This window comes from Alistipes muris (assembly GCF_943193205.1).
Lineage (GTDB): Bacteria > Bacteroidota > Bacteroidia > Bacteroidales > Rikenellaceae > Alistipes > Alistipes muris.
The window spans coordinates 27,894-43,957 of record NZ_CALPDD010000015.1 but is presented as its reverse complement, the minus strand read 5'-3'; the positions used below and the strand labels follow the sequence as shown (position 1 = coordinate 43,957).

The following is a 16,064-nucleotide window of genomic DNA, read 5'->3' as shown; positions in this document are numbered from 1 at the left end:
CGTCAAGGCTCCCGACTCACGGGCGCGGTAGCCCGCAGCAGGCGCTGAAGCAATCGCTCGGATGAATGACAGAAAAATGAATAATGAATAGTTAATAAGGAATAATTGACAAAGACATGAAAAAGCAATTATTCACTATTCATTGTTAATTATTCATTAACCCAAGTTTTCTGCCAGACTGGAATGAATAACTGACGGCACAAATGAACTATCCTGTCAGACCGAGAAAAAGCTGAAACGTTCTTCATGCCAGCCGACTAATCCGCCCGAAAAAACGGCTCAACAGCCCGCTAAATCGTTTTAGCACCTCGGCGGTATGCCGCCAGCGGATTGCTGAATCTGCCTGGCCTCGCTGGCAGCACCCTTTCGACGAACCGAAACGCCAAGACGAAAAAAGTGCGTGAATGAACCGTAACCCATGCCATTCCGGGCCAGAACTGCTTTTATCGGGAACCGTTTCTGAGGTCAGGCAGAAAACCTGCGACAACCCCCAAAAGCGGCAGGAAAGAACTGATACGGAAAATGAACCCGACACCGGTACGATCGGCCAACCACCCGAAAAACGCCGAGCCGATGCCGCCCAAACCGAACGAAAGCCCGAAGAAAATGCCCGCAATCATCCCGACCTTGCCAGGCATGAGGTCGGTGGCATAGACCAGAATGGCCGAAAAAGCGGACGAAATGACGAGCCCGATGACGACGGACAAAACAATGGTAGCCTGCAAACCCGTATAGGGGAGCGCGAGGGCGAAAGGCGCGGCCCCGAGAATGGAACCCCAAATAACGTACTTGCGGCCGAAACGGTCGCCGAGAAAACCGCCTGCGACGGTACCCACGGCGGAAGCGGCGAGAAAAGCGAAGAGACAGAACTGGGACGCCTGGACCGAAACGCCGAACTTGCCGATAAGGAAAAACGTGAAATAGCTGTTGATGCAGGCGATATAGAAATGCTTGGAAAACATCAGCACAATCAACATCGCCATGGCCCGCCGGACCGTCTTGCGAGAGAGACCGCAGCCCTCGGAATCCATAGCCCCGGAAACTGCCCGGACATGGGCCAGCTGCCGGCTGTACCACTTGCCGACCCGCACGAGAACGACCGCCGCAACGATGGCCGCCAAAGAAAACCAACCGATCGCACCCTGCCCGTAAGGCACGACGACCAGGGCCGCCAACAAAGGTCCCACGGCCGTACCGCCATTGCCGCCGACCTGAAAGATGGACTGCGCCAACCCCTTGCGTCCGCCCGAAGCCAACTGCGCGACCTGCGAAGCCTCGGGGTGGAAAATCGACGACCCGAACCCGATGATGCTGACGGCGGCGACCAACACCCGGAAATCGGGCGCAACGGCGAGCGCACACAAACCGACCAGCGTGAAACACATGCCGACGAACAGGGAATAAGGCCGGGGATGACGGTCGGCATATCGCCCGACGAAAGGCTGGAGAATGGAAGAAGTCAGCTGAAACACCAAGGTAATGATACCTATCTGCGCGAAGGACAGGTCGAATTTCTCCTTGATAAGCGGGTAGACGGCGGGCACGACGGACTGAATCATGTCGTTGAGCAGATGGGCGAACCCGATGACGAACAACACGACGAAAGCCGTACCCTGGACACGGGCGGCAGACGAAACGGAAGAAGCGCTACGCATAGCAACCAACCAAAAAAAGCCGGGGCAGGGCCCCGGCCTGAAGAAAACGAACGGACTATCTGAACTGCATTTCGTCGAGCAACCACCCGGCGCCCGCGAACTTGTCGATGACGAACAGCACGTAGCGCACGTCGACAGCGATAGTCCGCTGCAACTCGGGCTCGAACGCCACGTCGCCGGACATGGCTTCCCAATTGCCGTCGAAAGCGAGACCTATCAAATCGCCGCGCGAATCGAGGACGGGCGAACCGGAATTGCCGCCCGTAATATCGCAGTCGGCGAGGAAAGCGACGGGCAGCTCGCCCTGCTTATTGGCGTAAGGCCCGAAATCCTTGGAATAGTACAGTTCCTTGAGCTTCGCAGGCACGGTGAACTCGGCGGGGTTCTTGGGGTCCTCCTTCTCGATAACGCCCTTGAGGGTCGTATAGTGGTTGTAACGGATTCCGTCGGCAGGGTCGTAAGGCAGCACGCGACCATAGGTGAGACGGAGGGTGAAATTGGCATCGGGCGCCCAGGCCTTGTCGGGATACTGACGCATCAACCCGGCGACATACTTACGATGACCCTCGCGGTAAAGCTGCGAGAAAGGACGGGATGCCTTGCTCAGCTCCACGTATTTCTTCCACACCGATTCGGCGAAAGGCACGAAAGGATCGGCGGCCCACTTTTCGGCGGAAAAATCGTCGACCAACGCCGCGGTCTTCTCCTCGGAGACGAAAACGGAATTGTCATAAAGATAATCAACGTAAGCATCGGTATCGCCGCCGAAATCCCTGTCGACGATTTCGGTGTAGAACGACGGCAGGTCGGTCATGTGCTCGCGGGCGATTTTCAGCATCCGCTTGGCCACCTTGCGGTCAGTGGGAGCATTATAATCCTTGTACCAATCGGCTAACCGCTGCTTGCTCTTCTCGGGGTCGGCGATTTTCTCCTTGCCCATGAAAGAACGGCAGGGAGTAAGCGCCTCGACGGACATAAGGAACGCTTCGGCGAGGTACTGACGATTATGGTCGATTTCTCCGCGGCCGTCGACATACTCCTTGATTTTGGGCAGTGCCGTAATGAAACCCTCCTCAGGCACGGTGTTCTGCTGTGCCCAGGCCTGGAACTCAGCCTCCTGCGCCTGCTTGCGGGCCTTGACGTTCAGCTTCTCGATGCCGCGCGACATGCCGATGGAATTCTTCCAATAATTGGAGGAACGGGCATATTTGGACGCATACTGGATGCGCACCTTGTCGCTGGCCAACATATCCTCCCAAAGGATAGCCTGCCGCTCCCCGCGGATGAAGATACGGTTGGGATTGGAAACACCGAGCATATCGTCGATTTCATAGGAAGTCATGTAACGCTCGGTAGAACCGGGAAAGCCCATAATCATGGCGAAGTCGTTTTCGTCGACCCCGTCGAGCGAAATCCGCAGGAACCTGTCGGCCTTGTAAGGCTTGTTTTCAGGCGAATAATCGGCAGGCTTGTTATCGGGTCCGGCGTAGACGCGGAACACGGAGAAATCGCCCGTATGACGCGGCCACATCCAATTGTCGGTATCGCCGCCGAACTTTCCTATGGACTGCGGAGGAGCGCCGACCAGCCGCACGTCGGTAAACTTCTCGATGATGAAAGCGAAGAACTGGTTGCCGCCGAAAAAAGCATCCACCTCGACACTCATGCCGGGATACTCGGCAAGGAGCTTTTCGGTCAGCGCCTTGCGATTGGCGGCCGTAATCTGCTCGAACTCCTCCTGCCCGGCAATGGAAGGCACGTTGCCGATGATTTCGGACGTGACGTCCATGATTTTGCGGATGAACCGCACGGAAAGACCGGGAGCGGGCAGCTCCTCCTCGGGCGACATGGCCCAAAAACCGTTCTTGAGATAATCGTGCTCGACGGACGAAAGCTCCTGGATGGACGAAAAACCGCAATGATGGTTGGTGAAAAGCAACCCGTTGGGAGAGACGATCTCCCCGGTGCACCCGTTACCGAAGATGACGATGGCATCCTTAAGCGACGACTTATCAACGCTGTAAATATCTTCGGCGGAAAGTTTGCACCCGCGCGCCTTCATCGTGCGGATATTCATCTTCTGGAGATAAGGCAAGAGCCACATCCCCTCGTCGGCGAAGGCCGAAACCGAAGCGACCGAAGCGACGAACAACAACAAAAGTTTCTTCATATCAACTAACTATTTAATCTGTATCATATTCAAAATAGAGCGTTCGGCCTTGAGCCGCGTCTGCTCGTCGAGGATGATTTCGGGGGCCTCGTTTTCGAGACACGCCACGATATTTTCGAGCGTCACCATCTTCATGAAACGGCAGTTGTTGCAACCGCATGTCTCGTCGTCGGGCGGCGCAGGAATAAACGTCTTGTCCGGAAAACGCCGCTGCATCTCGGCAAGAATACCCGCTTCGGTAACAACGATAAATTCGGTCGAATCAGTATCCCCGCAGTAGTCAAGAATGGCTGCGGTAGAACCGACGAAATCGGCAATGTCGAGGATGTAGGCCCGGCACTCGGGATGGGCAACGACCTTGGCCTTAGGATGTTTCCGCTTGAGCTCCAACAGCTTTTCGAGCGAAAATTCCTCGTGAACATGACAGGCACCGTTCCACAGAACCATGTTTTTCCGCCCGGTCAGTTTCTGAATATAAGAGCCCAAATTGCGGTCGGGCCCGAAAATCAACGGCTGGTCGGCCGGAATGGACTGCACGACTTTAAGCGCATTGGAAGAGGTACAGCAAATATCCGTCAGGGCCTTGACACCCACCGTCGTATTGACATAGGAAACCACCTTGTGATCGGGATAGCGGGCCTTGAATGCCGCAAAAGCCGCGGCATCGCACGATTCGGCCAACGAACAGCCCGCTTCGGGACAAGGTATCAGCACCTTTTTCGAGGGGCAGAGCACCTTTGCCGTCTCCGCCATGAAGTGAACTCCCGCAAAAAGGATGATTTCGGCGTCTATCGTTTGTGCGCGAACTGCAAGCGCAAGGCTGTCGCCCAAAAAATCCGCTGCCGATTGCACTTCCGGGCGTGTATAGTAGTGGGCCAATATGACGGCTTTCTTTTGACTTTTCAATTCGGCAATGCGGGCGAGCAAGCGTGTAGTGGATTGGGTATCCGAAGTTTTTACGAGGTTCATTTGCGGGTTCGAGTTTTCGGGTTTCGACAGGTTTTATATTTTTCTTTTTTAGTTAATTTAAATAATTATTAAAAAGAATAAATATAATGGCTGTTAGGCGTGTTAATGATATTTCAGAAAAGAATCTTATCAACAGAAGTATATATAGTATTTTTGTGAAAATCATTTATAATCAGATATATAAAACATATTTGAACAACTATTGATAATCACTATAAACAAATTGACAGCAGTTTTTTATAAACAATTTCTCAGTTTCGGTTTTGACAGAAGTACTAATAAATCGTCAAAACTTTTTTTTGTTCTTTCCGGGAATTCATATATGACCGTCGTTTCTGATATTCGCAATTTTTGGGAGAGTAAAGTTATCTCGAATTATTGACGAATTTTTGGTGTATTATACACAGTTTATCGACTGCTTTTTACGGTTTTTTCAACGATTTGCTCTGCGATGTTGCGATACCATTGTTCTACGCGTGCGTCAATACCGACAGCCGGGCGCCCCTCTTCGGAACCGTCCATAATGGATTGAACAATAGGAATTTCGCCTAAAAAATTGATGTCGTTTTCTTTGGCGAAACGCTGAGCCCCTCCTTTGCCGAAAAGGTAATAACGGTTATCTGGCAATTCTTCGGGAGTGAACCAGGCCATGTTTTCGATTATACCGGCGATAGGAATATCGACATTCGGGTTGCGGAACATTTCAACTCCGCGGACAACATCGGCGACAGCGATCTGCTGCGGGGTAGAGACAATGACTGCAGAATCTATCTTCAGTTCGCCGATAATCGAGAGGTGGATATCTCCGGTACCCGGGGGAAGATCGCACAGCAGAAAATCGAGCGTTCCCCACTGGGTCTGATGAATCATCTGTTTCAGTGCATTGACTGCCATGGCACCGCGCCACAACAAGGCGTCGGTGGGCTTGATAAAGAAACCGATGGACATGAGTTTGATGTCCATGGATTCGGCGGGAACGATTCGGTCCATGCCGTCCTCTTGTACAGCGTCGGGCAGGTAACCTTCGACGCCGAACATTTTAGGCTGCGACGGACCGTAAATATCGGCGTCAAGAATACCGACCCGGAATCCCATGTTGCGCAAGGCAACGGCGAGGTTGGCCGTGACGGTCGATTTTCCGACCCCGCCTTTACCGGATGCGACGGCAATAATATGAGCAATGCCGCCTGTGGTAGTCGAGGTTTTCGGTTCAGGGCGTGGAGGCTGTCCACCCTCTTTGATGACAACCAGAATTTCGGATTGGGGAAAATGCTCTTGCAGAACGGTTTCGACCTGTTTCCGGATTTTTCCGGCGAACGGGTCCCGGGTCTTGGCGAAGCGTAATACGATAGTAATTTTGTTCGCTGTGGAAGCGATATGTTCGATAAAACCGTCGGAAACAATGTCTTTTCCGGTTTCGGGATGAACGACGGCTGCAAGTAGCCCTTTGATTTCGTTTTCCATTATTGACAAATAACTTCTATGGACAAAGATAGCGCAAGTCGAGAGCAATGCCAAATTTATTTGGACATTGCCGAGACGCAGCCTATCTTCTGTAAAGATACGAATAAGCTGAGTGTAATGCCAAATTTATTTGGTGCTGCATGCAGTTCATATTATTTTTGTATAAAACAAAGAATCCTGCAAGATGAAAAATTGGTTTTTTGGATTGTTGGTACTGGTCGGATGCCGGACCGAAAGCGAGGATTTGAAACTTCGCTACGACCGTCCGGCGGAAGTGTGGGAAGAAGCCCTTCCGCTGGGCAACGGTCGGATCGGGGCCATGGTCTTCGGCGCTCCCGAACACGAGTGTTTCCAGTTGAACGAAGAAACGGTGTGGGGCGGCTCGCCCTACAACAATACCAATCCGGCCGCCAAGGATGCCTTGCCCGAAATCCGGCAGCTGATTTTCGAGGGACGAAACCGCGAAGCGCAGGAACTTTGCGGTCCGGCCATCTGTTCGCCGCAGGGTGCCAACGGCATGCCTTATCAGACGGTAGGTTCGCTGTGCCTGGATTTCGAGACCGGAGCGGAGTTTTCCGATTACGAACGGGAGCTGGACCTCGGGCGGGCAGTGGCGGTCACCCGTTTCACGTCGGGCGGTGTGACTTATCGCCGGGAAGCCTTTACTTCGTTTGCGGACCAGTTGCTGATTGTCCGGCTGACGGCTTCCAAAAAGAACAGCATTTCGTTTACGGCCCGGTATGCGACGCCTTACAAGACGAATGTCGTGCGGCATGCCGACGGAAACGAACTTTGGCTGGAGGGCAGGGCCGATGACCACGAGGGCATCGAGGGCAAGGTGCGGTTTGCCGCCGTGACGCGTATCGAGCCCGTGGGCGGTGAGTTGAAAATATTGTCCGACAGCACTTTGCAGATATGCCATGCCGACGAAGCAATCGTCTATGTTTCGATAGGGACCAATTTCAGAAATTATAAAGACGTGTCGGGCGATGCCCCGGAGCAGGCCCGGAGCCATTTGGCCAATGCAGGGCGCTGTTACCGGAAGGCGCTTCGGGACCACGAAACAATTTACAAGCGTTATTTTCGGCGCGTTTCGCTCGACTTGGGGCGTACGGCGCAGGCCGACAAGCCGACCGACGTGCGGGTCCGCGAATTCGCTTCGGTAGGCGATCCCCAGTTGGCTGCGCTTTATTTCCAGTTCGGACGCTATTTGTTGATAAGTTGTTCGCAGCCGGGCGGGCAGGCGGCCAATCTGCAAGGTATCTGGAACCATCGGCGCCATGCGCCTTGGGACGGGAAATATACCACCGACATCAATGTGGAGATGAATTATTGGCCCGCCGAGGTCACCAACCTGGCCGAGATGCACGAACCCTTCCTCGGTTTGGTCCGTCGGACGGCCGAGCAGGGTCGGGCGGCCGCAGCCATGTACGGCTGCCGGGGTTGGACCTTGCACCACAATACCGACATCTGGTGTTCGACGGGGGCGGTGGACGGTCCCAAATACGGTATCTGGCCCACTTGCAATGCGTGGTTCTGCCAGCACCTGTGGGATCGTTACCTCTTTTCGGGCGACAGGGATTATTTGGCCGAAGTCTATCCCCTGATGCGCGATGCGTGCCTGTTCTATCTTGATTTTCTGGTGACCGAGCCACGGCGCGGCTATTCGGTCGTGGCGCCGTCGTATTCGCCGGAGAACGCGCCGAAGGTGGACGGAAAACGCGATTTCGTTGTTGTGGCCGGTGCAACGATGGACAATCAGATGGTCTACGACCTTTTTTCCAATACGCTCGACGCGGCCGCAGTCGTGGGCGAGAATCCCGCGTTGACGGACAGTCTGCGGGCGGTGCTGGGTCGTTTGGCTCCCATGCAGGTGGGGCGTTGGGGGCAGTTGCAGGAGTGGCTCGAAGACTGGGACAATCCGCAGGACCGCCATCGCCATGCGTCGCACTTGTGGGGGCTTTATCCGGGGCGTCAGATTACCGGCGCGCATCCGGCGCTGATGCAGGCGGCCCGTACAACGCTGCATGGCCGCGGCGACCATTCGACGGGTTGGTCGATGGGGTGGAAAGTATGTTTCTGGGCGCGGTTGCTCGACGGCAACCATGCTTATAGGTTGATTGCCGAGCAGCTGCATCCGACTTCCGACACCCGGGGGCAGAACGGCGGGACCTATCCCAATCTGTTCGACGCCCACCCTCCTTTCCAGATCGACGGCAATTTCGGCTGTACGGCCGGAATCGCCGAAATGTTGGTGCAGAGCCATGCCGGAGCGGTGCATCTTTTGCCTGCGCTGCCCGACGTATGGGCCCGCGGGTCGGTGAAAGGGTTGCGCTGCCGGGGCGGATTCGTGCTGGACGAAATGACATGGGACGGCGGCCGTCTTCGGAGAGCCGTGTTGACATCGACGGTGGGCGGGGTGCTCCGCATCCGGTCGGCCGTGCCTTTGAAGCTGAACGGCAGGGCGTTGCGGACTGCCGGCACTGCCCCATGTCCGAATCCGTTGTTGCGGGCGCAGACCGTCCTTGCGCCGCTCGTTTCGCCGGAAGCACCCCGGCAGCCGGATGCCGAACACATGGATTTGCTCTACGATGTGGAAACGAAGCCCGGAAAAAGCTATTGTTTTACCGGAGTAGAGGAATGAATGTTACACTTTATCGAAAAACGATAAATTTTATTTGTTTCTCGGAAAATATGGTTATCTTTGCATACGACAGAGCCGCACAGCAAACTTAAATATATATAGGTATGAATTTCTTCAAAACATTTTTGGCCGGGGTGCTTGCCTTTTTGGTGGGTTCGTTCCTCTCGCTGTTTTTCTGGATTTTTCTGTTCGGAATGATTGCCGGCATGGCTGCGTCGCTGAACGGAGGTCCCGTAACGGTTCGTCCGGGGTCGATTCTCAAAATCGACCTGGCCGAAGAGATCGTCGATTCGCCGTCGACCGATCCCTTTGCCGCCATCGACTGGATGACGATGACTTCGACCAAGCAACTTTCGCTTATCAAGGCGTTGCGGGCCATCGAAACCGCCAAGGACGACGACCGCATCGAGGGTATCTACTTGCGGCTCAACGGCGGAGGCGGAATTTCGGGCTCGGCCATCTTGGAGGAACTGCGCGCTGCGGTGGTCGACTTCAAGGAGAGCGGCAAGTTCGTGGTCTCGTACAACGAAGTCTATTCGCAGGGCCAATACTACTTGGCTTCGGCCGCCGACAGCATCTATCTTCAGCCGCAGGGCGGTATGGACTGGACGGGGCTTTCGTCGACGCTGATGTTCTATAAGGGATTGTTCGACAAGCTGGACCTCAAGGCCGAAATCTTCCGCCCGACGGTCTGCAAGTACAAGAGTGCCGTGGAGCCCTATATTCTGACCAAGATGTCGGACGCCAACCGCGAGCAGATGCAGCAGCTGGTCAATTCGCTGTGGAAAACCATTGCGGAGGGGGTTGCCGAATCGCGCCGTATCGACCTTGCGGAACTGAACCGCATTGCCGACGGTCTGGAGGTTTCGCTGCCGGAAGAAGCGCTCGAGAAGAAGTTCGTCGACGGATTGCTTTTCGAGGACCAGATGGACGATGTCTTCGCGGCGCTGGGCGTGGAGACGGACAAGCAGGGCGACTATCGGTTCGTATCGCTGGGCGAATACGCGTCGCAGCTTCCGGCCGACACGAATTTTGCCGCTCCGCAGGTGGCGATTGTCTATGCCGAGGGCGAAATCGTGGACGGAGAAGCGTCGGGCGGTACTATCGGCGGCAACACGATGGCCCGGACGCTGGCCGAAGTACGTGAGGACGACGACGTGAAAGCGGTGGTCCTGCGCGTGAATTCGCCGGGCGGCAGCGCGCTGGCTTCGGACCTGATTTGGCGCGAAATGGAACTGCTCCGGGCCGAGAAGCCCGTAGTGGTGTCTATGGGTTCCTATGCGGCGAGCGGCGGTTACTATATTTCGGCTCCGGCCGATGTCATCGTAGCCGACAAGATGACGCTGACGGGTTCCATCGGAGTATTCGGGATGTATATCGACAAAATCGACGCGCTGAAGAACAAGTTGGGCATCACGCTGGACGGCGTGAAAAGCAATGCTTCGGCCGGAGCCGGAACGGTGGCGCCGCTGACGCCGCTGGAACGGGCTGCCGTCATGCGCGGTGTGGACAAGGTCTACGAAACCTTTACGGGCTATGTGGCCGAGGGCCGCAACCTGCCCATCGAAAAGGTGCTGAACATCGCCGGGGGCCGCGTATGGTCGGGCGAAGATGCGCTGGGAATCGGTTTGATCGACACCTACGGCGGTCTGAAGACGGCCATTGCGCTGGCAGCCGACAAGGCGGAAATCGGCGGCGACTACCGCGTGGTCGAAAAGGTGGACCAGCCGACGGGCCTTGCGGCGATTCTTGCTTCGTTGGAGGTTCGGGTACGGACGTTGGTATCCGGTTCGCAGCTTGGTGTTCCGGAAGCCGAACTGCGGCAGATGCGCGAAGCGCTGAACCGCCAGGGTGTCATGATGTATTCGCCCTACAAGGTGGAATTGCGATAAGTCGCACGCAGTCGAAATACGGGCCGCTTCTTTATCGAGAAGCGGCCCGTATTTTTTGTGGTTGAGGGCGGAATAGGGTATCGGGGGTTTCTCGGCTTGCGCACTTTGTCTGTACGCCGAAGATAGGCTGCGTCTCGGCAATGTCCAAATAAATTTGGCATTGCTCTCGACTTGCGTTATCTTTGCATTTATGGCAACGATAAGACTGACAAAAGAATTTTCGTTCGAGGCGGCCCATGCGCTGGAAGGCTACGACGGTCCGTGCCGCGAAATACACGGCCATTCGTACCGTTTGTTCGTGACGGTGAAAGGCGAACCCTCGACTGCCGAGGGCGACCCCAAGTGCGGGATGGTCATGGACTTCGGGATGCTCAAACGCATCGTGACCGAGGAAATCGTCGGTCGGCTGGACCACACGCTGATTCTGAGGGCGACAGCGGCCAACGAGGAGTTGCGTGCGACGCTCGCCCGGCAATTCGGCAATATCGCGGAGGTGGATTACCAGCCCACCTGCGAGAACATGCTGGCCGATTTCGCGCAGCGGATTGCGGCCCGGCTGCCGCAGGGCGTGCAGCTCTGGTCGCTGCGCCTGCACGAAACCGCGACCTCCTTTGCGGAGTGGTTCGCCGAAGACAACCGTCCCGGAGCCTGAGGCCGGGACGCAACCGAAGGGATATGAAAAAACTGTTTCTGGTCGACGCATACGCGTTGATGTTCAAGTACTACTACGCATTTCTGGGACGCCCGATGCGTAACCGCACGGGGATGAATACCTCGGTGGTGTTCGGGTTCGTCAAATTCCTGCGCGACATTCTCAAGCGCGAGCGCCCGGATTTGCTGGGCGTGGCGTTCGACCCCAAGGGGGGCAGCTTCCGCCGCGAAATCTTCACGGACTACAAGGCCAACCGCAGCGAAACGCCCGAGGACATCATCCTTTCGGTGCCCTATGTCAAGCGGGTGCTGGAGGCGATGTGCATCCCGATTCTGGAGGTGGCGGGCTACGAGGCCGACGACGTGATAGGGACCCTTTCGCAGAAGGGCGCCGACGCGGGCTACGACGTCTATATGGTGACGCCCGACAAGGACTACGGCCAGTTGGTGCGCGACAACTGCAAGATTTACAAGCAGAAAGGCACGGACGGAATCGAAATCGTAGACCCTGCGGCCATCCGCGAGAAGTACGGTATCGACGACCCGGTGCTCGTGCGCGACATCCTGGCCCTGTGGGGCGATGCGTCGGACAATATCCCCGGCGTGCCGGGTATCGGCGAGAAAATCGCGTGCAAGCTGGTGCAGGAATGGGGTCCGGTGGAGAACATCCTGGCCAACGTGGCCAGCATTCCGGGCAAGCAGGGCGAGAAAATCGCGGCGTGGGCCGACAATCTGATGTTGGCCAAGAAGCTGACGACCATCTGCTTGGACGTGCCCATCGAGTTCCGCGAGGAAGAATTGACGATGTGCGACCCGCATATCGACGACCTGCGGGCCCTGTTCGCCGAATTGGATTTCAAGTCGTTTCTTGGCGACCTGACCAACGTGGCGCCCGCCGAACCGCTCTCCGACGCTCCCCGGCAGGAGGCGCAGCGCCAATTGGCCGAAATGGCCCGGGCGAAGTCGGCGGCGGCCAAAAAGGCGGCGCTGGCGGGGCAGGGCGACCTCTTTGCGGGTCCGGCGGTGCCTGCGGCCGACGCGGTCGTGGAAGAATCGCTGCTTGTGGAAACCGTTCCCGAGCCGGAGCCGCTGCGGACGGCGCTCGACACGTCGCACCTGTATATATTGGCCGACACGCCGGAAGCGGTGCGGCAGGCGGTGGCCGAAATCGAAAAGTATCCCGAATTCTGTTTCGACACCGAGACCACGGGGCTGGATATTTTCACCGACCGGATCGTGGGGCTGTCGCTGGCCGTAAGGGCCCACGAGGCGTGGTATATCCCTTTCAAGGAGGAAAATACGGCGGAGCTGGCGGCTTTGGTGAAGCCGCTTTTCGAGAACGAAAAAATCGACAAAATCGGGCAGAACGTCAAGTTCGACCTGATGGTCCTGCGGCGGCTCGGAATCGCCATGCGGGGCCGGAAGTTCGACACGATGATTCTGCATTATCTGCTCGACCCGGAATCGCGCCACAACATGAACGCCTTGTCGGAGCGCTATCTGAACTATCGGCCCATCGAAATCGAGACCTTGATAGGCAAGGGCTCCAAGCAACTGACGATGGACCTGGTGAACGTGGAGCGGGTCAAGGAATATGCGGCGGAGGATGCCGACGTGACCTACCAGCTCAAGCAGAAACTCTATCCGATGGTCGAGGAGCTGGGGCTGCACGACCTCTATTTCCGCATCGAGGAGCCGATGATCGAGGTGCTGGCCGACATCGAAATGGCTGGTGTGCGCATCGATGTCGACGCGCTGGCTGAGTACAGCGTGGAGCTGAGCCGGAAAATCGCGGAGCTGGAAGCCGAAATCCGCCGCGAGGCGGGCGAACCGTCGCTCAACATCAATTCGGCGCGCCAGCTGGGCGAAGTGCTCTTCGGCAGGATGCGCATCGCCGAGAAACCCAAGATGACCAAAACCAAGCAGTTTTGCACCGACGAGGAGTATCTGCAATCGTTTGCCCACAAGCACCGCATCGTGGCCTTGATACTCGAATACCGCGGGGTCAAGAAACTGCTGTCGACCTATGTGGAGGCGCTGCCCCAGCTGGTGAACCGGGCGACGGGACGAATCCATACGTCGTTCAACCAGGCCGTTACGGCGACGGGCCGTCTGTCGTCGGCCAATCCCAATCTCCAGAACATTCCGGTCCGCGAGGAGATGGGCCGCCGCATCCGCAAGGCGTTCATCCCTACGGACGAAGAACATGTGTTGCTGTCGGCGGATTACAGCCAGGTGGAGTTGCGGCTGATGGCCCACCTCTCGGGCGACGAATCGCTGATAGCGGCGTTCGAGCACGGCGAGGACATCCACGCGGCGACAGCGGCGCGTCTGTTCGGCAAACGCATCGACGAAGTGACGACCGAAGAGCGCCGCCGGGCCAAGACGGCCAATTTCGGAATCATCTACGGGATTTCGGCGTTCGGCTTGAGCCAGCGGCTCGAAATCCCCCGCAAGGAGGCCCGCGAGCTGATAGAGGGTTATTTCGCGTCGTATCCGAAAGTGAAGGAATACATGGAGCACGTGGTCGAAAAGGCCAAGGAGGAAGGTTTCGTTGCGACGATTTTCGGCCGTCGGCGTTACTTGAACGACATCGCTTCGCACAATGCCGTGGCGCGCGGTCTGGCCGAGCGCAACGCCGTGAACGCTCCGATACAGGGTTCGGCGGCCGACATCATGAAGATAGCGATGATCGAGGTGCACCGCCGTTTTGCGGCCGAGGGAATCCGTTCGCGGGTCATCCTGCAGGTGCACGACGAATTGGTGGTCGACACGCTGATAGCTGAACAAGAGCAGGTTGCACGTATCATCACGGAGAGCATGGAGCAGGCCGCGGCGCTCAAAGTCCGGCTGCTGGCCGAGTGCGGAGCGGGCCGGAACTGGCTGGAAGCACATTGAGTATAAAGTGAAAAGTGAAAGGTGAAACGTGAAAACGAAAATATTCAAGAGCCGTTCATAAGACGGATTCGGAGCGCACGTTTTTGCCGGATGCAGTCCGCAGGTGCCTCGGTTTCCGTTCAATTGCATTTTTGACCTTTAACTTTTAACCTATAACCTTTAATAGAATGTCCCGTCAAATCACCCTTGTCCTCTCCCCGCGCGAAGCGGCCGACGCCCGGTTTTATACGGCGCTGGCGGCCCGTCGGATGGGTGTGGCCGAACGCGACGTGGCATTGGTGCGGGTGGTCAAGCGGTCGATAGACGCGCGGCAGCGCCAGCCGAAAGTCAACCTCACGCTGGAAATTTTCGTCGACGGCGAGCCGACGCCGGGGCCCGTGCATTTCGATTATCCGTCGGTGGCAGGGCGCACGGAGGTGGTTATTGTGGGGGCCGGTCCCGCGGGGTTGTTCGCGGCTCTGCGGCTTATCGAGCTGGGTCTGCGGCCCGTTCTGTTGGAGCGGGGGCGCGACGTCTCGGCCCGCAAGGTCGACATCGCCCGAATCAACCGCAACGGCCGGGTCGACCCCGATTCCAACTACGCGTTCGGCGAGGGTGGCGCGGGGACTTTTTCGGACGGCAAGCTCTTCACTCGCAGCAAGAAACGCGGCGATTACAACAAGGCGCTCCGGACGCTGGTTTTCCACGGCGCGACGCCCGAAATCCTCTACGAAGCCCATCCGCACATCGGCACCGACCGGCTGCCGGGCATCATCCGCAACATCCGCAAGACCATCGTCGACGCAGGCGGCGAGGTGCTTTTCGAGCGGCGGGTGACCGGCCTGATAATCAAGGGCGGGCGGATTTGCGGCGTGGAGTGCGGCGACGAACGGATCGAGGGGGCCGCGGTGGTGCTGGCGACGGGCCACTCGGCGCACGATATTTACGAACTGCTTCACAGGCAGGGGGTCCGGCTCGAAGCCAAGCCCTTTGCGATGGGGGTCCGCATCGAGCATCCGCAGGCGCTCATCGATTCGATTCAGTACCACTGCGCCGAGCGCGGCGAATACCTTCCGGCGGCGGCCTATTCGCTTGTCAGCCAGGAGGGCGGCCGCGGGGTCTACTCGTTCTGCATGTGCCCCGGCGGCTTCATCGTCCCGGCCATGACCGATGCCGCGCAGTCGGTGGTCAACGGCATGTCGCCCAGCGGCCGCACGTCGCCTTATGCCAATTCGGGAATCGTGACGGAGGTAAGGCTCGGCGACTTCGGGCATCTGCGCGCCGAATGGGGCGAGCTGTCGGGACTGAAGTTCCAGCATCAGTTCGAAGAGCTCGCGCGGCAATACGGCGGCGAGCACCAGATAGCTCCGGCCCAGCGCGTGGCCGATTTCGTGGCCGGGCGTGCGAGCGGTACGCTGCCGTCGACCTCCTATATTCCGGGTATCGTGCCGTCGCGGCTGGACCGTTGGATGCCGCGCTTCATCGCGGAGGGGCTGCGGGCCGGAATCGCGACCTTCGGCCGCCGGATGCGAGGTTTCGTCACCTCCGACGCGGTGGTCGTGGGGGTCGAATCGCGCACCTCGTCGCCCGTCCGCATTCCGCGCGACCCGGCGACGCTGATGCACCCCGACGTCGGCGGTCTGTTCCCGTCGGGCGAGGGTGCAGGCTATGCGGGCGGCATCATTTCGGCGGCGCTCGACGGCGAGCGGATTGCCGACCGGGTGAAAGCATACATTCAATAA

The 16,064-nt window shown here is 57.4% G+C and carries 9 protein-coding genes; 5 read left to right on the top strand and 4 right to left on the bottom strand.

Annotated features, from left to right (window positions below; all coding sequences use genetic code 11):
• Positions 1–443: 443 nt before the first annotated feature.
• The 4 genes from NFR47_RS08360 to NFR47_RS08345 all read right to left on the bottom strand — a co-directional run bounded on the left by NFR47_RS08360 (position 444) and on the right by NFR47_RS08345 (position 6,258).
• A complete protein-coding gene (locus tag NFR47_RS08360; RefSeq protein ID WP_251215121.1) occupies positions 444–1,655 on the bottom strand; it encodes an MFS transporter in 1,212 nt (403 codons plus the stop codon).
• A gap of 55 nt (positions 1,656–1,710) precedes the next feature.
• Positions 1,711–3,825, bottom strand: a complete 2,115-nt coding sequence (locus tag NFR47_RS08355; protein ID WP_251215120.1) for a S46 family peptidase — start codon at positions 3,823–3,825, stop codon at positions 1,711–1,713.
• 9 nt (positions 3,826–3,834) lie between these two features.
• Positions 3,835–4,794 (bottom strand): quinolinate synthase NadA, encoded by a 960-nt coding sequence (nadA, locus tag NFR47_RS08350; protein ID WP_251215119.1) that lies wholly within the window; start codon positions 4,792–4,794, stop codon positions 3,835–3,837.
• Between the two features lie 408 nt (positions 4,795–5,202).
• Complete coding sequence (locus tag NFR47_RS08345) at positions 5,203–6,258, bottom strand: Mrp/NBP35 family ATP-binding protein (RefSeq protein WP_251215118.1); 1,056 nt, start codon at positions 6,256–6,258, stop codon at positions 5,203–5,205.
• A 184-nt stretch (positions 6,259–6,442) separates the two neighbouring features.
• Between NFR47_RS08345 and NFR47_RS08340 the strand changes: the two genes are divergently transcribed.
• The 5 genes from NFR47_RS08340 to NFR47_RS08320 all read left to right on the top strand — a co-directional run bounded on the left by NFR47_RS08340 (position 6,443) and on the right by NFR47_RS08320 (position 16,064).
• Positions 6,443–8,902, top strand: coding sequence for a glycoside hydrolase family 95 protein (locus NFR47_RS08340; protein ID WP_251215117.1), 2,460 nt, complete (start codon positions 6,443–6,445; stop codon positions 8,900–8,902).
• 104 nt (positions 8,903–9,006) lie between these two features.
• Positions 9,007–10,794, top strand: coding sequence for a signal peptide peptidase SppA (gene sppA / locus NFR47_RS08335; protein ID WP_251215116.1), 1,788 nt, complete (start codon positions 9,007–9,009; stop codon positions 10,792–10,794).
• A gap of 190 nt (positions 10,795–10,984) precedes the next feature.
• A complete protein-coding gene (locus tag NFR47_RS08330) occupies positions 10,985–11,446 on the top strand; it encodes a 6-pyruvoyl trahydropterin synthase family protein (protein WP_251215115.1) in 462 nt (153 codons plus the stop codon).
• A gap of 23 nt (positions 11,447–11,469) precedes the next feature.
• The gene (polA, locus tag NFR47_RS08325; protein WP_251215114.1) at positions 11,470–14,343 is read left to right on the top strand and encodes a DNA polymerase I; all 2,874 of its coding nucleotides are present in this window, start codon (positions 11,470–11,472) and stop codon (positions 14,341–14,343) included.
• A 167-nt stretch (positions 14,344–14,510) separates the two neighbouring features.
• Positions 14,511–16,064, top strand: coding sequence for an NAD(P)/FAD-dependent oxidoreductase (locus tag NFR47_RS08320; protein WP_251215113.1), 1,554 nt, complete (start codon positions 14,511–14,513; stop codon positions 16,062–16,064).